The 18944-nt window shown below is 69.9% G+C and carries 20 protein-coding genes; 12 read left to right on the plus strand and 8 right to left on the minus strand.

Annotated features, from left to right (window positions below; translation table 11 throughout):
* Positions 1–77 precede the first annotated feature (77 nt).
* From ACLQ2O_RS38120 to ACLQ2O_RS38135, 4 genes are all read left to right on the plus strand, one after another.
* On the plus strand, positions 78–677 hold the full coding sequence (locus ACLQ2O_RS38120; RefSeq protein ID WP_425842300.1) for a hypothetical protein: 600 nt from the start codon (positions 78–80) through the stop codon (positions 675–677).
* A 97-nt stretch (positions 678–774) separates the two neighbouring features.
* Positions 775–2352 (plus strand): DUF4139 domain-containing protein, encoded by a 1578-nt coding sequence (locus tag ACLQ2O_RS38125; RefSeq protein ID WP_425842303.1) that lies wholly within the window; start codon positions 775–777, stop codon positions 2350–2352.
* Positions 2353–2381: 29 nt separating this feature from the next.
* Complete coding sequence (locus tag ACLQ2O_RS38130; RefSeq protein ID WP_425842306.1) at positions 2382–3407, plus strand: alpha/beta hydrolase; 1026 nt, start codon at positions 2382–2384, stop codon at positions 3405–3407.
* A 45-nt stretch (positions 3408–3452) separates the two neighbouring features.
* Entirely contained in the window at positions 3453–4277 is an 825-nt protein-coding gene (locus ACLQ2O_RS38135; protein WP_425842309.1) for a transglutaminase-like domain-containing protein, read from the plus strand.
* Positions 4278–4472: 195 nt separating this feature from the next.
* Here the strand turns inward: ACLQ2O_RS38135 and ACLQ2O_RS38140 are convergent, their stop codons facing one another.
* Positions 4473–4691 carry a hypothetical protein gene (locus tag ACLQ2O_RS38140; protein ID WP_425842312.1) on the minus strand — a complete coding sequence of 73 codons (219 nt, stop codon included), beginning with the start codon at positions 4689–4691 and terminating at the stop codon, positions 4473–4475.
* Positions 4692–4895: 204 nt separating this feature from the next.
* On the opposite strand from ACLQ2O_RS38140, the gene ACLQ2O_RS38145 reads away from it, so the two are divergent.
* The 4 genes from ACLQ2O_RS38145 to ACLQ2O_RS38160 all read left to right on the plus strand — a co-directional run bounded on the left by ACLQ2O_RS38145 (position 4896) and on the right by ACLQ2O_RS38160 (position 7482).
* On the plus strand, positions 4896–5327 hold the full coding sequence (locus ACLQ2O_RS38145; RefSeq protein WP_425842315.1) for a DeoR family transcriptional regulator: 432 nt from the start codon (positions 4896–4898) through the stop codon (positions 5325–5327).
* Between the two features lie 155 nt (positions 5328–5482).
* Entirely contained in the window at positions 5483–6214 is a 732-nt protein-coding gene (locus ACLQ2O_RS38150; RefSeq protein WP_425842317.1) for a substrate-binding domain-containing protein, read from the plus strand.
* 106 nt (positions 6215–6320) lie between these two features.
* The gene (locus ACLQ2O_RS38155) at positions 6321–7166 is read left to right on the plus strand and encodes an ABC transporter substrate-binding protein (protein ID WP_425842320.1); all 846 of its coding nucleotides are present in this window, start codon (positions 6321–6323) and stop codon (positions 7164–7166) included.
* Between the two features lie 76 nt (positions 7167–7242).
* The gene (locus ACLQ2O_RS38160; protein ID WP_425842323.1) at positions 7243–7482 is read left to right on the plus strand and encodes a hypothetical protein; all 240 of its coding nucleotides are present in this window, start codon (positions 7243–7245) and stop codon (positions 7480–7482) included.
* A gap of 44 nt (positions 7483–7526) precedes the next feature.
* On the opposite strand, the gene ACLQ2O_RS38165 is transcribed toward ACLQ2O_RS38160, so the two are convergent.
* From ACLQ2O_RS38165 to ACLQ2O_RS38175, 3 genes are all read right to left on the minus strand, one after another.
* Positions 7527–9911, minus strand: a complete 2385-nt coding sequence (locus tag ACLQ2O_RS38165; protein WP_425842326.1) for a glycosyl hydrolase — start codon at positions 9909–9911, stop codon at positions 7527–7529.
* Positions 9912–10145: 234 nt separating this feature from the next.
* A complete protein-coding gene (locus tag ACLQ2O_RS38170; protein ID WP_425842329.1) occupies positions 10146–10907 on the minus strand; it encodes an SDR family NAD(P)-dependent oxidoreductase in 762 nt (253 codons plus the stop codon).
* Between the two features lie 25 nt (positions 10908–10932).
* Positions 10933–11814 (minus strand): TIGR03620 family F420-dependent LLM class oxidoreductase, encoded by an 882-nt coding sequence (locus ACLQ2O_RS38175; protein ID WP_425842332.1) that lies wholly within the window; start codon positions 11812–11814, stop codon positions 10933–10935.
* Positions 11815–11938: 124 nt separating this feature from the next.
* Here ACLQ2O_RS38175 and ACLQ2O_RS38180 point away from each other — a divergent pair, with 124 nt between their 5' ends.
* From ACLQ2O_RS38180 to ACLQ2O_RS38190, 3 genes are all read left to right on the plus strand, one after another.
* Positions 11939–12526 carry a TetR/AcrR family transcriptional regulator gene (locus ACLQ2O_RS38180; RefSeq protein ID WP_425842335.1) on the plus strand — a complete coding sequence of 196 codons (588 nt, stop codon included), beginning with the start codon at positions 11939–11941 and terminating at the stop codon, positions 12524–12526.
* A 93-nt stretch (positions 12527–12619) separates the two neighbouring features.
* On the plus strand, positions 12620–12967 hold the full coding sequence (locus ACLQ2O_RS38185) for a hypothetical protein (protein WP_425842338.1): 348 nt from the start codon (positions 12620–12622) through the stop codon (positions 12965–12967).
* Positions 12943–13263 carry a hypothetical protein gene (locus tag ACLQ2O_RS38190; protein WP_425842340.1) on the plus strand — a complete coding sequence of 107 codons (321 nt, stop codon included), beginning with the start codon at positions 12943–12945 and terminating at the stop codon, positions 13261–13263. The genes ACLQ2O_RS38185 and ACLQ2O_RS38190 overlap by 25 nt, the downstream gene beginning before the upstream one ends.
* Positions 13264–13310: 47 nt before the next feature.
* On the opposite strand, the gene ACLQ2O_RS38195 is transcribed toward ACLQ2O_RS38190, so the two are convergent.
* Together ACLQ2O_RS38195 and ACLQ2O_RS38200 are read right to left on the minus strand one after the other, a co-directional pair.
* Positions 13311–15794 carry a X2-like carbohydrate binding domain-containing protein gene (locus tag ACLQ2O_RS38195; RefSeq protein WP_425842342.1) on the minus strand — a complete coding sequence of 828 codons (2484 nt, stop codon included), beginning with the start codon at positions 15792–15794 and terminating at the stop codon, positions 13311–13313.
* Positions 15795–15950: 156 nt separating this feature from the next.
* On the minus strand, positions 15951–16400 hold the full coding sequence (locus tag ACLQ2O_RS38200) for a DinB family protein (RefSeq protein ID WP_425842345.1): 450 nt from the start codon (positions 16398–16400) through the stop codon (positions 15951–15953).
* Positions 16401–16466: 66 nt separating this feature from the next.
* Here ACLQ2O_RS38200 and ACLQ2O_RS38205 point away from each other — a divergent pair, with 66 nt between their 5' ends.
* The gene (locus ACLQ2O_RS38205; protein ID WP_425842348.1) at positions 16467–17042 is read left to right on the plus strand and encodes a helix-turn-helix domain-containing protein; all 576 of its coding nucleotides are present in this window, start codon (positions 16467–16469) and stop codon (positions 17040–17042) included.
* On the opposite strand, the gene ACLQ2O_RS38210 is transcribed toward ACLQ2O_RS38205, so the two are convergent.
* Together ACLQ2O_RS38210 and ACLQ2O_RS38215 are read right to left on the minus strand one after the other, a co-directional pair.
* On the minus strand, positions 16990–18021 hold the full coding sequence (locus ACLQ2O_RS38210; protein ID WP_425842351.1) for an acyltransferase domain-containing protein: 1032 nt from the start codon (positions 18019–18021) through the stop codon (positions 16990–16992). The genes ACLQ2O_RS38205 and ACLQ2O_RS38210 overlap by 53 nt on opposite strands.
* A gap of 80 nt (positions 18022–18101) precedes the next feature.
* Positions 18102–18764 carry a transglycosylase SLT domain-containing protein gene (locus ACLQ2O_RS38215; protein WP_425842353.1) on the minus strand — a complete coding sequence of 221 codons (663 nt, stop codon included), beginning with the start codon at positions 18762–18764 and terminating at the stop codon, positions 18102–18104.
* Positions 18765–18944: the final 180 nt, after the last annotated feature.

Here is an 18944-nt window from a genome sequence, read left to right on the forward strand (position 1 = left end):
GCGCTGGGGCTCCGGCGTACGCCCTTCCCCGGACGCTGGGTTCGTTGGTTGGTGGTGCGGCGGGTTAGGGTCGGGTGGTGTCCAGTTTTGATGTTGTTGCGCCCGATCATGAACTGACCGAAGTCGAAGAACGCGCCTGGCGGGATGTGTCCGACGTGGGGATCGCTGTCGCGCGGACCGAGTGGGCGGGAGCCGCTCGGGAGATGCTGATCGCGGCCGCCGGGAAGTACCAGTCGCTGGTGCAGCACAAGGACGTCGCCCTCGGCGTCCAGGAGCTGACGGGGATCCGGACCAAGCAGCCGACCCGGCAGTGGATGGGCGGGGTGCTGGCCGAGGTGTCCGCCGAGAGCCTGCGGCGCGGTGAGCCGATGCTGTCGGCGTTGTGCGTCAACACCGACGAGAGCGTGTTCGACGGGTACGCCGCCATTGTGGGCGCGGCGACCGGGACCACTCCGCCGGACGCCGACGTGCACGCGTCGCACGAGCGGCTCAACGTCTACCGCCACTTCGAGGCGGCCGGCCTGCCGAGCGACGGCGGCAACGCGATGATCCCGTCGAAGCTGAGCGCCGCGCGGACGCGGGCGCGCAAGGCCGCGATCGCCGAGCGCCCGATCAACAAGTGCCCCAAGTGCAACCTCCAGACGCCGGCCAACGGGATCTGCGACACCTGCGACTGATCGCACGGGGCACCTGGGAGTCGGGGCATCGGCCCGGACTCCTGGGGGTGTGGATAACGCACGGCATCGATAGCCGTCCGGCGGCTACTGTCGGGGCATGAGCGAACTCTTGGTGGACGCCCCGATCGTGGCCGTCGTCGTGTACCCCGACCGCGCGCGGGTCACCCGCCGGGGCACGATCACGGCTCCGCCCGGTGACCGGACCGTGTACGTCGAGTCGCTGCCGCTCGGCCTGCAGGAGGACTCCGTCCGGGTCTCCGGCCGGGGGCCGGCGACCGTGCTCGGTGTCGACGTGGCGATGCGGCACCATCCGCAGGCCCCGGACGAGACCGTGGCCGAGCTGGAGCGTCAGCGCCGCGAGGCCTTGGCGCTGGTCGAGGAGCTGGCCGACGCCGACGAGGTGCAGGCGCAGCTCGACACGTTCCTTGCCCAGTTGGGCCGGCGGGCCGGCGGGACGTTCGCGAAGACCCTTGCCGGCGGTGATGGCGGCGCCGACTTGGGTGAGTTCACCGAGTCGTTGGCGGGCCGGTTGTCCGCCGTACGGGCTCGGCGGCGGGAGCTGGCCAAGCAGCGGGAGGAGGCCGACGAACGGCTCGCGGCTGCTGACCGCCGGCTGGCCGCGGTCGCGGAGCAGCGCGCGCCGGATCGGCGCTCGGCCGCGGTCGGGCTGGCGCTGGAGTCCGAGGCCGAGGTGGAGATCGAGCTTTCGTACGTCGTACCAGGGGCCGGCTGGAGCAGCTCGTACGACGTGCGCCTGACGGGTGATCGGCTGACACTGAGCTGGTACGGGCTGATCAGTCAGCACACGGGTGAGGACTGGCCGGAGTGTGACCTCACGCTGTCGACGGCCCGGCCGATGGTGAGTGCGAAGGTGCCCGAGCTCGACCCGTGGTACCTCGATCGCTACCAGCCGCCGGTTCCGGTCGCGGCCGCGCCGGGCGGCGCTGCCCCTCGTGGCATGGCTCGGCAGGCGTCGTACGGCGGCGCCGAGGGCCTGGCCGCCGCCGCCTCGGCGAGGCCCGCCTTCGCCGACGTCTCCGCGACCGTCGAACAGGGTGTCACCGCGGCGACCTACACCCCGCCGCGACCGGTCGCCGTACCGGCGGACGGTGCCTCGCACCGCGCGACGATCGCGTCCGTCGATCTCGATACCGAGCTCGACTACGTCACCGCGCCGGTCCGCTCGCCCGACGTCCACCTGCGCGCGACGGTCGTGAACTCGTCGCAGCACACGCTGCCCGCCGGACGCGCCGCCGTCTTCCACGAGGCGGACTTCGTCGGCTCGACCGCGCTACCGCTGTGGGCGCCGGGCGAGGACGTCGAACTCGCACTGGGCCTGGACGACCGGATCCGCGTCGAGCGCAAGCTCGTCCGCCGTACGGCGAGCAAGGCGACGCTCGGGTCGACCCGCCGTCGCGAGGTCGAGTACGAGACTCGCATCGAGAACCACACGCCGCGCGCGGCCCGGGTCACGGTCCTGGACCAGTTGCCGGTGGCCCGCGACCACGAGATCGCCGTCAAGCCGGTCACCGCTTCCCCGGAACCCACCGAAACCACTGAGCTCGGCGTCGTCACCTGGAAGCTCGAGCTGGCCCCGGACGCCGAGACCACGATCAACCTCGGCTTCCGGGTCGAGACCGGCAAGTCCGTCGACCTCACGGGCTGGCGCGAGTAGCACTGCCTTTCCCTCAAGGAGGAACCTGCATGTTGCCCTGGCGTGCCGACCTGGCCGGACGGTTCGAGGAGTCGCAGTTCGACAGTGAGCTGCTGCGCGGGAACCCGTTGGGGGATCCGAGCGAGCGGCCGGTGCTGGTGTACCTGCCGCCGGGGTACGACGCTGATCAGCAGCGGTACCCGAGCATCTACGTGGCGATGGGGTACACCGGGCACCTCGGGATGTGGTTCAACCGGACGCCGTTCCGGCAGCCCTACCCGGAGCTGCTGGACGCGATGTTCGCGGGTGGGGACGTGCCGCCCGCGATCGTGGTGTTCGTCGACGCGTGGACGAAGTACGGCGGTTCGCAGTACCTGGACTCCCCGGGGACCGGGCAGTACCACTCGTACCTGTGCGAAGAGATCGTGCCGTGGGTGGACGCGACCTACCGGACGATCGCGGATCGCGACCACCGGGCGATCACCGGCAAGTCGAGCGGCGGGTACGCCGCGATGGTGACGCCGCTGCTGCGGCCGGACGTGTTCGGGGCGCTGGCGACGCATGCCGGCGACGCGTCGTTCGAGCTCTGCTACCGGCCCGGGTTCCCGGTGCTGGCCAAGCAGTTGCGCGATCGGTACGACGGCTCGTACGAGAAGTTCTTCGCCGACGCCGAGCAGCGGGCGGGACAGCTGCTGCGCCAGGATCTCGAGGTGCTGGAGTTCTACGGGTACGCGTCGGCGTACTCGGCCGAACCGGACGGGACCGTCCTGCTGCCGTTCGACGAGCTAGGCGAGGTGGTCCCGGCAGTGTGGGAGCGCTGGCTCGCGCTGGACCCGGTCGCGATGCTCGGACAACCCCAGTACGCCGACGCTCTGCGATCGCTGCGCGCGGTGTGGATCGACGCCGGCAAGCAGGACGAGTACCACCTCGACCTCGGCGCCACCGCCTTCCACCGAGCGGCCCACGAGCTCGGCGGCCCGCAGCTGCACTTCGAGCTGTTCGAGGGAACCCACGGCGGCATCGAGTACCGCTACCCGCTGGCCGTCCGCTGGCTCTGCGAACAGCTCACTGGGTGAGACAAAATGCTGAAATGTCCTTGAAAATCAGGGCAGGATCGCCGCATGACCACGCACCGGCGAACGTCTCTCACCCACTCCGCCCGGGACCGGCTCGCTCGGCACTCCCGCTTCTCCGACCCCGGTAGGCACGGCCCGCTGCTCCGTGACCTGTCCGGGATCGAGGAGATCTGCACAGCCGTCAGCAACCTCGTCCTCCACTACCGCATCGAGGAGTACCTGCTCCGCGACGACCGCCGCAACGAGATCAACGCGCGCTGGGTGTCGAGCATCCTCGACCTCGACCAGTCCCGGCATCCCGGCCCGCTGCTGGATCCGCGGCCACCCGGCGAGCGGGTCGCGGGCTGCTGTCGCGACCACTCCCTGCTCGCCGTCGCCGCCCTCCGCGAACAGGGAGTCCCGGCGCGAACCCGGCTGAGCTTCACCGACTACTTCGCCCCCGACGCCCGCGGCGACCACGTCGTCGCCGAATGGTGGAACGGCACCCGCTGGCAGCGCTTCGACCCCGAGCTCGATCCCGGCAGCCGCCCGTTCGACGTCCGCGACCTCCCCACCGGCGAAGGCTCCCCCTTCGAAACCGCCGCGGAAGCCTGGACGGCCTACCGAGCCGGCCGCAGCGACCCCACCCGCTACGGCGTCGCCCCGAACTCGCACCTCTCCGGCCCGACCTTCATCCGCGGCTACGTGATCATGGACTTCCTCCACCGACGACCTGGCCCACCTCCTGCTCGCCGCCGACGCCGGAGACCCCACAGCCGAAGCCCAACTGGACCAGCACTTCCACACCGACCCGCTCCTCCGCCCACCCTCCACAGTCACCCAGCTCTCCCCGTACGGCGACCCCCCGATCACGGTCGACCTCACGCGTGAGCCCCCGCCCGAGATCCCTCCGCCGGCCATCGACTGACGCCAATTTCGACGACTGCCGCGATGTAGCGCACCAGTGGTCGTACAAGGGATCAGTCGTCGTACAAGGGATCAGTCATCGTCCAGGCGATCAGTCGTCGCCCGGCCTGGTCCGCCGGAGCAGTTCACGGGTTGCCGCGAGCAGCTCGTCCGGGTGCGTCAGGTGAGCCGAGTGAGTGGCGCCCGCCCCAGGAACCCGGTCACCCGGGCCACCGTTTCCACCCGCCGGCTCAGCACCGGATCGAACCCCTCCACCACCCGGTGCACGTCCCGCGCGGCGGTCGTGAGGTTGCCTACAGCAACAGATTGCCCGGTCTCCGGCCGATCGTGCACCACCACCGATCGTGCACCACCACCCGGCACCCCCGGGTCGTCCACCAACCCCTCGACCAACCCAGGAAAGAACCCTCGGCCCCACCCGGCAGCAGCGCCACCACCGGCCTGCCGCCTCCGTACAGGCGTCTCCCTGTTTTCGCAGCGTCCCTATCGAATGACATCATTTGATGTCATTCGATGCCTGGCAACAGGTCGGCCACCGTAGGCACCACGAGAAGAGCCCCGGCAAATGATGTCGTTTTGCCCATGAACGCCGACGAACGGCATCGCGCCGTGCTCGAGCTGGTCGAGGCCAAGGGCTCGATCACCGTGCGGGAACTGGCCGAGCAGCTCGGCGTCGCGGCCGTCACCGTCCGGGTCGACGTCCGCGAACTGGCCCGCCGCGGAGTGCTCAACCGCGTCCACGGCGGCGCGACCCGCGCCGGCTCCCGGGCCACGCAGCCCGGCGCCGAGCGCTCAGCCTCTGCGGCGCACCCCTCCGTCGCCCGTACGACGAACTACACGCTCGGCATGGTCGTCCCGCACGCGTCCTACTACTACCCAAGGTCGTCAGCGGCGCGGGCAGCACGGCCGACGAGCTCGGCGCCCGGATCGTCCTCGGGGTCTCCCAGAACGACGTCGCCGAGGAGCGCGTCCAGGTCGCGCGGCTGCTCAAGTCCGGGGTCGACGGGCTGGTGATCGCGACCAGGCTCGATCCGCAGAAGTCGCCCGAGACCGAGGCGTGGCTCCGCTCGATCCCCGTGCCCGTCGTCCTGGCCGAGCGCCGCGCCGGCTGACAGTCCGGGGCGGTCGAGCACGTCGCCACCGACCACGAGCAGGGCGCGTACGACGCCGTGCAGCACCTCGCCGGCCTCGGTCACCGGCAGATCGGGCTGCTGCACTTCGACACCATCACCGCACTCCGCCTGGTCACCGGGTACGACGCGGCGCTGGCGGCGCTCGGCCTACCGCCCGAGACCCCCCGCGAGCTGCGCGACGAAAGCCCGGCCGAGCTGGAGAAGACGGCCGAGGCGATCCAGCGCGAGGTCCGCGCGGGAACGCTGGACGCGCTGATCGTGCACCACGACGTCGCCGCGCTCCCGCTGGTGAGCCGGCTGCGGCAGCTCGGCGTCGACATCCCCGCCGACCTCGCGATCGTTGCCTACGACGACGAACTCGCTGCCTTGTCCGATCCCCCGCTCACCGCCGTCGCCCCACCTCGGACAGAGGTCGGCGCGACCGCGGTGGACCTGCTCGTCCGTCGCTTGGCCGACCCGGCCCGGCCACTGCACCACCTGCTGCTCCGACCGCAACTACGCATCCGCGCGAGCTGCGGGTCCGCCGAGTCCGCCGAGTCCGGCGGGACCGGCGGGACCGGCGGGACCGGCGGGACCGGCGGCACCGGCGGCACCGGCGAGTCCAGCGGGACCGGCGAGTCCAGCGGGACCGGCGAGTCCAGCGGGACCGGAGTCCGGCGGGACCGGCGAGTCCGGCGAGTCCGGCGACTCGTAGGGCGAGCAGCCGCGGCCGGCCTTGCGGCCGAGCAGGCCCACGGTGAACGGTCAGGGCATCGCGCGTCGTACTGACTCGCGGACCGAGGTTCCTCGGACGGCCCAGGCGGCGATGATGGGTGCGGACTACATCGGCTGGGGTCGTCGTGGTCGGGCGGCCCCCTGGGAGGAGGGGCACGGTATGACGTGGTCGTTCGAGGATGATCGTGGAGAGCGTGTCGAGGTCGCCGAGCGACCCCGGCGGGTCTTGGCCTATGGGCAGGCAGCGCAGACCTTGGTGCGGCTGGGCGTGCCGGTCGTCGGGTACTTCGGGTCGCAGCATCAGGCCGACAGCGGGGCCGCTGCGGTGGCCGGGCTGGAGGTGCCGAGTGTGGGCGCTGGGGACGCGGTCGATCAGGAGTTGGTCGCGTCGTTGCAGCCTGATCTGATGGTCGGGGTGACCTACGCGGGTGAGGTGTACGGCGTCTCCGCCGACGTGGCAGGCAAGCTCACCGAGGTCGCGCCGATCGTGCTGATTCGGATCGCCGGGGAGCCGGAGCTCAAGGACGTCATCGGGCGTTTCCACGAACTGGCGGTAGCCCTTGGCGGTACGGCCGAGGACGGCGAAGCGGTGCTGACGGCCGCGCTCGAGAAGCTGAGCGGCGCGGCGGACGGCGTACGGGTGATGGCGTTGTCAGGCGGTACGCCGACCGACGCGTACGTCGCCAACCCGCCGTACTGGCCGAGCCTTCGGCTGCTTGCCGACGCAGGGGTTCCGTTTGTGCCGACGAGCGCGACGGGCGGGTGGGAGGTCGTGCACTGGACCGACCTGGGCAGCAGCCATCCTGCCGACATCCTCCTGTACGACCAGCGACCCAACTCGCTGGGCGCGGAGCAGCTGGCGGAGATCCCGCAGTGGGCCGAGCTGCCGGCCGTCGCCGCCGGTCACGTGCTGGCCTGGAACCCCGAACCTCCACTCACCTTCGAAGCCGCCGCGGCCGCCGCCGACGCGCTGACCGCTGAAATCACCAAGAAAAAGGCTGATTAGGCACGATTACTGCGGGTACCGGTCCTGCCACAAGGCGTAACGATGTTGCGCACGGCAAGGGAAGGCGGAGATCCCGATGAGACGACGTTTGACACGGATGGTCGCGGTGGCGGGCATGACGGCGGCAGTGGTCGTCGGCGGTACGACGGTGGCGCAGGCGCAGCCGACCGGCGTGCAGGCGCAAGGCGAGGTCTCGTGCGGCTACGACTTCGACAAGTGCCATCTGCAGTGGTTCGACTACGGGTTCGTCAAGAACTACATCGTCAGCAAGATCTACTACAGCGGCGGTGGCTACCACTTCTACTGGTGGAACTGACCGCGCGGACCTGAGCCGGCCGCCGTACCGCCACGGCCGCCGGTTCAGGTCCGAGTCTGATGGACCACAGGCGGGGTGAGCAGACCCGACGACAGGAAGTCTGCCGCGTGCTCGATGTCCTGCAGCTCGAAGCGGTTGCCGTACTCGGCCGTCACGGACTCGACCAGCGGCGCGAGGTGCTCATCACCGGCCAGCGCGTTCGCCCCGGTGTTGTGGACCACGATCCGCAGACTGTTGCGGCCGGGCTTCGCGGCGTCGCTGACCTCCACCCGGTACGGCGGCGCCCACACGCTCCCGCAGCGAACGTCGTTGAGCCAGACCTCGGCGGCGACCCCGGCCGGCGGGACCAACCGCGCGTGGAACGAGTTCGCGGGAAGGTAGTCCTCGGAGTCGGCCTCCTCCCCCGGACCGAAGTCCAGGAACGTCCGCGCGGCCTCGGGAAGCTCGAGCTCCGTCATGTAGGAGGCCGATCCCGAGTACGTCGGGCGGTTGTCCTCCCACCGGTGCGGCAGGCTGACCTGCGACGGGCCGTCGCCGAAGTCCACGCGCCACGGCCCTTCCACCGGCCCGAGCACGTCGGCCTCCGGCTCGCTTTCGATCGCGGCCTCGACCGGCACGAGCACAGCGGACTCGTACGGATGCAGCGTCATCTGCTGGCCCACAACCGTCGCCGTACCGGTCGCGGGATCCCACCGTTCGAAGGCCGGCGAGACCTCGAAGCGGAAGCTGCGGACCTGGTTGCCGGTGTTCGCCAGGAAGTACACGTCCCCGTCGTCGAGCCGCCGGTGCACGATCCCGATCTCCTCAGCTGTTGCCTCAGGCAACTTCCCGGTCAGCTGGTCCTCGTTCACCACCTCAGCCGCGGCAAGCCACTGCCGCGTCCGCTCAGGAACGATCGCCCCGTCCGGTACGACGACCAGGCCGCCCGGCTCCAGCACCTCGATCGCGTCGTCGTCGATCAGGTCGAAGTCCAGCCCCGCCTCGCGAATCATCCGCGGAATCGCCGGCCCGATCCGGTCCCGCACCGCCCGGTACAGGTTCACCGACCCCCGCGCCGCGGCGTACACGTCGGACGCCGGCACGTACACCTTGACCGTCCGCACCGGCGTCCCCTGCTGCAGCAACCAGGACAGCCGATGCAACGCCCCGAACAGCTCCGGCGCCACCGCCCACCAAGGATTGCGGTCGTCCAGCGCCCCGGCGGCGTAGAAGATCCAGCCGACCCCGAGCAGGCCCGACGGCGAGTACGGCCAGCCGTGCCCGATCAGCTGGTTCACCCCTGACAGGAAGTGCTCGTGCGCCTCGCCCTGCAGGTCGAGCGGCGTCGCCCGGAACGACGGCGAGTGCACCCACGTCCACACCTCGGCCGACACGACCTGCTGCCCGTACGCCGCCGCGGCCGACGCCGCCCACCGCGTCTCGGGCAGCCGCGTCCATCCCCACCCCTCACCCTCGTACAGGTCAGCGAAGCGGTAGCTGCTCACCGTGGCACCCGGTTCGCCGTAGCTCTGGATCCTGAACGGCACGCCGTGCCCGGCCGCCCAGCGCTGGAGCACGGCGACGAAGTTCTGCTCGTACAACTCCGCCAGCGTTCGCTGGAAGTCGATCCGCACCTGCGCCGAGCCGGCGATGTCGACCAGCAGCTCGAACAGCCGCGGGCGCAACGAGTACCCCCGGCGCTCTGAGAACTCCTCCAGCAGACCCGGCGTCCAGTCCGCGCCGTAGACCTCGAGACTGTCGCAGAACACCGACCCCACGAGCTCCGGCCCAGCAGCCAGCAGGAACGGCTCCGCAACCGACGCGATGTGCTTCTCCACCGCGGCCACCGAGTAGTGGTCGAGCACCGGTCCTTCGGCGCCCGCCGCGGCGCGCTTCACGTTCTGCCCGGTCAGCCGCGAGGTCGCGATCAGCACCTCCCGCGGGCCCTTGCCCTGCGGAACGCGGATCATCCCGTCGCTCACCGCCAGTTCCTCGTACGCCGTGGGCGCGGCGCCCTCGCCGACGTACGCGGCCACGACCTCGTCCCCCGGCCAGGCCTCGACCACGGGAACGTCGTACGCCGAGGCGCCGATCTCCCGCCGGTCCCAGCGCAGCGCCCGCGCGGCGTGCTCCGGCCCGATGTGCCCACCGCCGTACGACCAGCCGCTGCCCAGCGTGAGGTCGAACCGCAGGCCCAGGTCCCGCGCGGTCCGCGCGGCGAACCCGAGATCCTTCAGCAGCTCGTCCGACCCGAACGGCGCGGTCACCGGACCCATCGGGTAGACGAACGCGACCTCGACGCCGCCGAGCCCGGCCGCGGCCATCGCGCGGAGCTGCCGCTCGAGCTCGGCGCGTTCGACCGACGGGCCGAACCACCACCACCGCATCATCGGCCGGCCCTCGGCCGGCGGGGTCCGGAACTGGCGTCGTACGTCGTCAAGGGTCGCCATCGTGTCGGCCTTCCGAGTCGCCCGCGGTGCTCGTGCCTCCACCCCATCGCCCCGGCCGGGCCACGTCAACGGGCCTGTCCGGGATCGGTCACCGGTCGTTCGTGTGACGCACGACGCGGTCGCAGATCGGAAGGCTGCATCGACAGCTGACCCGAGCTGACAACTGGGGCGGGGCACTCACCGGTTGGATGTCACGAACCTGGACACGACAGCCAACCGGCAGGTTCGCGCGGGTCAGATCTGGCGGACGCCGCCGTCGACGAAGATCTCGCCGCCGGTCATGAAGCTGCTCTGGCTGGAAGCGAGGAACAGGACCGCGTTGGCGATCTCGTCGGGCTCGCCGAGGCGGCCGAGCGGGACGCCGGAGGCGATCATGCCGAGCAGGCCGGGTGCGTCCTCGGGAGTCGGGGCCAGCTGGGCCAGGCCCGGGGTGTTGGTCGGGCCGGGGACGATCGTGTTCACGCGGATGCCGCGCTGCGCGAGCTCGGCGGCCCAGGTGCGGCCGAAGGAGCGGATCGCGGCCTTCGTCGCGGCGTACACGCTGAAGTTCGGCGTCCCGTCGGTGGCCGAGGTCGAGCCGGTCAGCACGATCGTGGCGCCCGCGTTCAGCAGCGGAAGCGCCTTCTGCACGGTGAAGACCGTGCCGGCGACGTTGATGCCGAAGGTGTGGTCGAGCATCTGCGGCGTGATCTCCTCGAGCGCGGCCAGCTCACCACCACCGGCGTTGGCGTGCACGATGTCCAGCCCGCGCCCGAACTGCTCGATGGCCGCGAAGAGCGCGTCCAGGTCGTCGTGCTTGCTGACGTCGCTCGCAACGCCGGTGACCCGGTCGCCCGCGGCGGTCCGGATCTCGGCGACCGCGGCGTCGAGCTCGGGCTTGCGACGACCGGTGACGAAGACGTGCGCGCCTTCGACGGCCAGGCGCTTGGCCGAGGCCAGGCCGATGCCGGTAGTGGCACCGGTGACGAGGGCGACCTTGTTGTCCAGCTGTCCCATGAGAGTGTCCTTTTTCTGGTGAGTGTCAGTTGAGTTCGGTGGTCAGGTCGGCGAGGCGCCGCCATTCCTGGAGGGGAAGACCGGCGCCGGGCGTCGTGGAGAGCACCTGCACGGCGACGTGGTCGGCACCGGCGTCGAGCTGCTCGCGCAGGCGTCGCCGTACGGCGTCGTCGTCACCCCAGGCGACCAGGGCGTCGATCAGCCGGTCGCTGCCGCCGGGGACGAGATCCTCGTCGGTCCAGCCGAGCCGGCGCAGGTTGTTGCGGTAGGCATCGAAACCGATGAACATGCCGACCTGGTCGCGGGCGACCTGGCGGGCCTGTGTGGCGTCGGTGCTGAACACGACGGCCTGGTGCGGGGCGATGACCGCAGCGCCCCCGAGCTCTGCGCGCATTTTCGCGGTGTAGTCGGGGCTGACCAGGAACGGGTGGATGCCCGCGGTCCGTTCCGCGGCGAGCGTCGCCATCCGCGGACCCATCGCGCCGAGCAGCAGCCGCTGCGCGGGGATGTCGACCTCGTCGAGATAGTTGCCGACAGCACCGACCGGGTTGTCGAAGGACTGCCCCACGGCCGCGGCCGCGTTGCGATCGCTGACCCCGAAGCCGACGACCGTGCGTTCGCCGTACCGGGCATCGAGCTCGCGGACCCGGGCCGACACCGAGCCGGCCGTCTGCCGCCAGATCCCGAGCACGCCGAGCACGACGTGCGCCTCGGGCGACGCCGACAGCAGCGCGCCGGTGTCCTCGAACACCCCGTTGCCGTCCAGGCCCGGGATCCAGAGCGCCTTGAGCCCACGCTCGGTCAGCTCGGCCGCCGCCCCCGCGACACCGGGCCGGCCGGCGTTGCGCAGCTCCATGCTCCAGACGCCGACCGGACCCAGCGCCCGGTCCCGCCACCAGTTGTCCATGACTACCTCCCGCGAGTTTTTGACTATTCGGTTCTAAACTCAAGCTAACAGCGGTTGAGCTCTCACGCAAAATTTTGAACCGAACGGTCAGAAACTGCTACGCTCGACCGCGGGAGGTGTGGCGATGCCAGGAGGACGGCCGCGGACGTTCGACGAGAACGAGGCGCTGGAACGCGCCGTCGAGGTGTTCTGGCGGCAGGGGTACGAGGGCACGTCGATCACCGACCTGACGTCGGCGATGGGCGTCAACAAGCCCAGCCTGTACGCCGTGTACGGCGGCAAGGCCGACCTGTTCCGGCGCGCGATCGCGCACTACGCCGAGCACGACATGGCCTACGCGCAGGCCGCGCTACGGGAGCAGACGGCGCTGGACGTCGTACGACGGTTCCTGCACGACAACGTGATCGCGCTGACCCGCGACGACAAGCCGGCCGGCTGCCTGTCGATCCAAGGCGGTCTGTCGTGCAGCGCGGACAACCAGGACGTCGCCCAGTTCCTGGCGGCTTCGCGACTCGGCGGCGAGAAAGCGTTCGCGGACCGCTTCCGCGCGGCACCCGAGCTCCCGGCCGGCACCGATCCGGACGCGCTCGCCCGCCTGCTGATGATCGTGTCAGAGGGCCAGGCAGTGCACGCCTCGGCCGGCGTCTCACGCGCCGACCTCCAGCAGTCGGCAGACCTCGCCCTGAAGGGCATCGAAAACCTTCTGCGGTAGCCGGGAATCGGGAGACACGCCCAGTTCATGCAACCGTCGCGCGCGGTTGCCCGTCGTACTCCACCGTCGGCTCAACAGCTCACGGAGGTACGCATGGTGCACATCACCAGACGACAGGCCCTGAAGCTCGGCGGCGGGGCGGCTGCGAGCCTGGCCGGGGCGAAGGTCGCCGCGGCCGGCGACTGGGTCCGGCTCCCGATCGTCACCGCGAACATCGCCCGGAAGAACCTCGGCGCGCGCGAGGCGGCGATCCGCGACGTACGGAACGACGCCGACCCGGGCAACCGGCCGTTCGTCGGCTGGCAGGAGATCCGCGAGGGCGACGAGGGCGAGCCGGCGATGATCTCGCAGTACTTCGGGGACGCCTACCAGAACGCGTTCCTGCAGCACGACACGTCGTACGGGTGCCGATCTCGGTGCCGCAGCCGTGGACCGTGGTGAACTTCAACGCGACGTTCGTGCACGGTGTGATCGAGGAAGTGAGCCCGCCGCGCTGGATCAACGAGGTGGCGGTCGAGCACGCGGTGATCTGGACCGCGGACACCAACAACCCGGCGTACGACAAGGCGACGGCCCAGGACACCGAGCGCAAGGTGTTTGCCAACGGCATCGATCGGATCGACTGGCTGGCGGGCGACGGTTCTGTGCAGCTGGAGCTGACCGGGACGCGAGCGGTGCCGATGAGTGTCGACACGCACGAGGCACGGGTCGCGCTGTTCCGGATCCGGCTGGCCTGAGACAGCAGAACGGGGGTCCGGGAAGCCCGGACCCCCGCTGCTGCTTGCTACTTGATGGTGTAGCGGAGCTGGTCGGACCGGAGCACGTCTCCGGAGACCTTCACGATCCGCAGGGTGTGGTTGGTGTCCTTCAGGCCCGACTGCGCGAAGACCTGCTGGAGCGTGCTGCGCTCCGCGTTCTGCAGGTTGACGCGGCGGACGAGCTTGCCGTCGAGGTAGATGTCGGCGTTGCCCTGGTCGGGGGCCTTGGCGGTGTTCCACTCGACCGACGTACCGCGGAAGGCGAAGCTGACCGAGGCACCGTTGGCCGTGGCGGAGTGGACGTCGTCGCGGTAGTCGCCGCGGAAGGTGAAGTCCAGCGCGTTGTCACCGGTGGCGAGCTTGGCCAGGTACTCCTTCTTCAGCGTGACGTTGCGTCCGGCAACGGTGTAGTCGGTGCCCTTGACCAGCGCCGTACCGGCCTTGGCGATCGACGCCAGCTCGCTGGAGTCGCGGGCGATCTCGACCGTGACGTCGGCCGGCGCCAACTTGTCGAAGGCAACGGTGTCGGGGTTCAGCAGGCTGACCTGCCGGACGTCGAGCTTGTCGATCAGCATGAACTGACCCGACTTCTTCACGCCACGGATCGTGTGCGTGCCGTTCGGCAGGTCGGAGATGCTGAAGACCTTCTGCTGCACGCCGCGGCCCTCGGCCTGGTGGGTGTCGACGGTCTGCTTGAGCTCGCCGTCGATGTAGATCTCGACCTCGCCCTGCGACTCGTGCGTCTCGGTCACGTAGTCGACACCGGTACCGACGAACGTGTGCGAGAACGCGTCGCCGTTGGCCTCGGTGTACTGGACGTCGTCCTGGTAGTCACCCATCCCGCGCCCGGTGCTGCGGCTCCACGAGCCCGTGTAGTTGATCTGCGGGTCGTCGTTGTTCAGCGTGACCGTCCGGACGCCGGCGTTGTTCGCCTGCGGTGCCGTGGCCGTGCCGGTGTCCGACACCTTGACGGTCAGCGGCTCGGAGACCGCGGCGACCTCCTTGTTGCCGTTGCGCTGCCAGTCGCCGTCGTACTGGGCCCGGAGGTCGTCGTCGTTGACCCGGATCGAGGCCTTCTTCTGCGGCGTCACCTTGAACAGCCGGGCGCCGTGCGGCGGCACGACCTGCGCGGTGTAACCGGTCTTGAAGTCGCCCAGGTTCTTGTTCGCCCACAGGTCGCGGACCGACGCGGAGCCGTCCAGGCCGAGGTCGGCGAAGTTCGCGGTGATGTTCGCCTCGGTGGTGCCGAGGTTGAACAGGGCAACGGTGTAGGAACTGTCCGCGTTCAGCGAGTACCAGACCTGCCGGTTGGTCTTCATCGACACCGGCTGCGCGGGACGGCCGGCCTGGTTCACCCCGATCACCTCACGGTTGGTGAGCAGGTCGAGGCCGTACTGGTCGAGCTTGGTCATGTCGTTGCCGATGTAGAACGGCGCGGCCGAGACCGCCCACAGCGTGGCCGCCGTACGGCGCTCGTCCTTGGTCAGGCCGTCCATCGTGCCGTTGCCGACGTTCAGCGAATCGAGGTCGTTCCAGCCACCAGGCCCACCGTGGCGCCACCAGTCGGCCACCTTGGGGAACAGCCGGGAGATGTTCGGCCACGCGGTCAGGGCCTCGTTGGTGCAGTAGCACTCGACGTCCCAGTCCAGGCGCCAGCCGTTGGCGACCGACTTCCAGTAGTCGGCGTACCGGATGTCGAGGGCCCAGGACAGCTCGAACCAGATCTTGTGCCGGGTCAGTGCCTTCGACCAGCCCGCGACCTCGTCGCGCGCGTCGAGCGACAGGTCCTCCTTGCCCGAGCCCGGGGTGACGCTGTCGAACTTCAGGAAGTCGATGCCCCAGCTCGCGAACAGGTCCGCGACCGAGTCGATGTACTTCTGCCCGCACGGGTTGTCCATGTCGATGCGCCAGCCGAAGCCCCAGTAGTCGCCCTGCTGCTTCGGCTCCTTGGCCAGGTTGCCGGTGGTGCAGCCGGGGGCTCCGTAGATCGGCAGGTTCGCCTTCAGTACGGCGTCCGAGATGCCCGGGATGCTGTAGATCCCGATCTTCTGGCCGTTCTTGTGCACGTGGTCGATGACTTCCTGAAAACCGTTCGGGTACAGCGTCTTGCTCGGCGTCGGCCGGCCGTACGCGTCGATCCCGTCGTTCCAGGCGGCGTCGATGTTGATGTACTTGTAGCCGAACGGCTGCAGCTTCTTGTGCATCGCGTCGGACTGGGCCTTGATCTGGGCCGCGGTGATCCACTTGCCGCCGAGCGGCGAGTAGACCTCCATGCTGTAGCTGCTCCAGCCCATGTAGGGCTTGGCCGCTGCGGCACCCGCGGGGGCCAGCGGATCGGCCGCCGGCGGTGCGGTGACGGTCGTCGGGTCGGCCTTGCCGACCGCGGTGGTCGTGCCCGGGGTGATCGGCGCGGCCGACGACACGGCCGACGCACCTACCGGAAGGATGACGGCGACGACGAGCCCCGCGATCAGGCCTCTGATCGCCTGGGGCCGGCGAGTTCTGGTCATGAGCGGTGACCCTCTCTGTGGTCTTCGAGTGAGCCGTACCGACCGGGGCGGATCGGATAGGATATTGGAACCCTGGAGCCTGACCGAGAGGTTGTCAAGACTTTCTGTCTCTTGTGAAGAAATTAGTTTTCATGACGCCGTACGCCGTGCCGCGCCTCAGCGCCCGACCGTGCCGTCCAGCTGCTCCCGCAGGATGTCGGCGTGCCCGGCGTGCCGGGCGGTCTCCTCGATCAGGTGGACCAGCACCCAGCGCCGCGACGGCTTCGTTCCCCGCCGCGGCGGGCCGGGGGCGGGAGACTCCAGGTCGGTCCAGCTCGCGATCACCTCGTTCGCCCGCGTGACGACCTCGCGGTAGTCGGCCAGCACGCCGTCGACGGTCTCGTCGTTTGCCGGACGGAAGGTCTGCTGCCAGTTCCGGACCTGCTCCCCCAACAGGTAGAAACGCTCGACCGCCGTCACGTGCTTGACCAGCCCCAGCAGGTGGGTCCCCGACGGTACGCCGGCCGTCCGCACCTGCGGCTCGGGCACCCCGACGACCTTCCCCGCGATCGCGGCTCGCAGGTTGTCGAGGACTCCCACCAACACGGTCTTCTCATCGGTCGTCATGCTCGCCAGCATCGGCCGGATGGTTCCGTTCTTGCAAAGAAAGTTGCGGATCCGCATGCTGTGGCCATGGGCAACCTCGAGAACGACGTACTGGCAGGAGTCGGCGCCCGGTTGCGGGCCTTGCGTCAGGCACGCGGCACGACCTTGGCCGACCTGGCGAGCGAGACCGGACTGACCGCGAGCACACTCTCCCGCCTGGAGAACGGCAAGCTCCGCCCGACGCTGGAGCAACTGCTCCCCCTGGCCCGAGCGCACGGCGTACCGCTGGACGACTTGGTCGCGGCACCACCCACCGGCGACCCGCGAATCCACCTGAAGCCCGTACGACGTTCCGGCCTGACGATCGTCCCGCTGACCCGCCGGACCGGAGGCGTCCAGGCGTACAAGGTCCTCTACCCACCCGCCGGCCGAGCCTCGACCACGAAGCGACAGACCCACGAGGGGTACGAGTGGTTCTACGTCCTCAGTGGGAGCGTTCGCTTCGTCCTGGGCGACCGGGAGTACGTGCTCGGCGAAGGCGAAGCCGCAGAGTTCGACACCCGGGTGCCGCACTGGATCGGAAGCGCGGGCAAACGATCGGCGGAGCTGCTCACGCTGTTCGGCCCTCAGGGTGAGCGTGCCCATCTGGCGCCACGGACCTGAGACCGGTCCGCTTCTGCCAGTGCCGACCGGAGCGCAGGTGGGTGACGAACGCGCGTTGCAGCGTGGTCCTCTGCGGCACCCGAGCCAGGTCCTTGTCCGTGACGGGCCCGTCCGGCGCGAAGACGCTCAGCCCGGTCCGCATCATGTCGCGGTCGTCGTCGTACGGATCCTCGGACGCGATCGCCGGCAGCAGCGTGAAGCGACGCTGGAAGCGCAGGATGTTGGAGTCCTCCGGCAGGTACTCGGCCAGTTGCGGGTCCAGCAGCCACGACCTGCAGACGTACGACGACAGCGGCTCCTCCGGGAAGCACCGCGCGAACATCCGCGACGCCTCGGCGATCGACCGCTCCGAGAACTCCGGGTCGAGCGGGCCGATCGGCGGCACGTGAATCATCAGCACGTGCCCGGCGACGCCGTCGCCGAGCCCGAGGTGCGTGCGGGTGAACGAGTGCCGGCCGATCTCGAAGTCCGTCCCGCGGAACCGCAACGGTGGCCCCCACAACGGGATCAGCCCGACACCCGGCCGCCCGGCGATGTGCCGGTGCGAGCCCATCACGCCTCCGAGCGCGGAGACGGTCGCGCGCGTGACCTTCTCCGGGACGCCACGTCTCGCGTGAATATCGATGAGCCGCGGCAGACTCGACAGCAACGCCCAGGCTCCCGCGAACATCCCGACCGGCGACGACTCCAGCGGCACCATCGGCCAGCCGTGGAAGCCGGTCGACGGGACCGGCTGCTCGAGGTCCCGCTCGAGACTGCCTGCCATCGCGGACACGATCGCCCACCACTCGGGGTCCTTGCCTGGGTCGGGACGTGCGGCGAGCATCTCCCGGCGATCGTCCTCGACAACCCCGCAGTACTCCATCAATGCTTCGGGATCGTCCGGAAGCCGTACGTCGCCGGCCGCCGGCAACTGCCGCACCCACTGCCGTCCGGCGGTCGAGAACCCTACGTGCTGGGCGGCTTGCTGCAGATCCATCGTTCGCGTCCCCTCGTCGAAGCTGTTCCTTCGACGACACCACGGGCCGTGCGGCCCACGCACGACTTACGTGACGCAGGTCACATCTTGACGGCGTCGGCGGACTTCTGCCAGTTGTCGTGGAGGCGGTCGAGGTACGACTGGGCCTGGGAGCCGGGCTTGCGGCCGTTGGCGAACAGGCGCATGTTGCCGCGGCCGGCGTTGTAGCCGAGGGCAACTAGTTCGTCCTTGGTGAGCTTGGCACGGGGGCGGGCAGGCAGGCCTTTGGCGAGGTCGCTGAGGTGCCAGGCGGCTGCTTCGATCGCGAGCTCGGGGTGGTCGGGCAGCTCGTTCCAGGTACGGCCGGGCATGCGGCGGCCGCGCTGGGTGTCCTCGAACGCGGCCTCGTGCATGTTGGCGATGCCGAGCGCCGGGTTGGAGTCGATCTTCTGCCAGGAACGCTCGAACTCGGGGTCGTGCGGTTTGTACGACTCGTTGTAGAGGATCGCCATCAGCAGCTGCGGATTGACCTTCGCGGCGGCCGCCGATTTCCGGACCTGTACGGCGAAGTGCGCGGGGTCGTAGTCCGTCCACCAGTCGGTCGACGTCGCCGTGGGCTTCGCACTGGGCTTGGCGGACGGTTGGGTTGCCGTCGACGCCGGAGTGCCGGCCTTGGCATCGCCGTCAGACGACTCCGGCCCGCGCGCGACGCACGCCGCGACACCCACCGCGCCAACAACGATCAACCACCAGCCCTTGTTCACCCACACCCCTCATCCCCGTGGCGTCAGGCCCCCAACCCTACCGACCTGACACCAAGCCTTCCGGGAGGTACGACGACCACCACCCCTAACGGGTTGCCCGACGACCGACGCGTTGCCCGACGACCGACGCGTTCCGCGACGACCGACGGGTTGTACGACGACCGACGCGTTCCGCGACGA

It is taken from the genome of Kribbella sp. DT2, assembly GCF_049844575.1.
Classification (GTDB): domain Bacteria; phylum Actinomycetota; class Actinomycetes; order Propionibacteriales; family Kribbellaceae; genus Kribbella.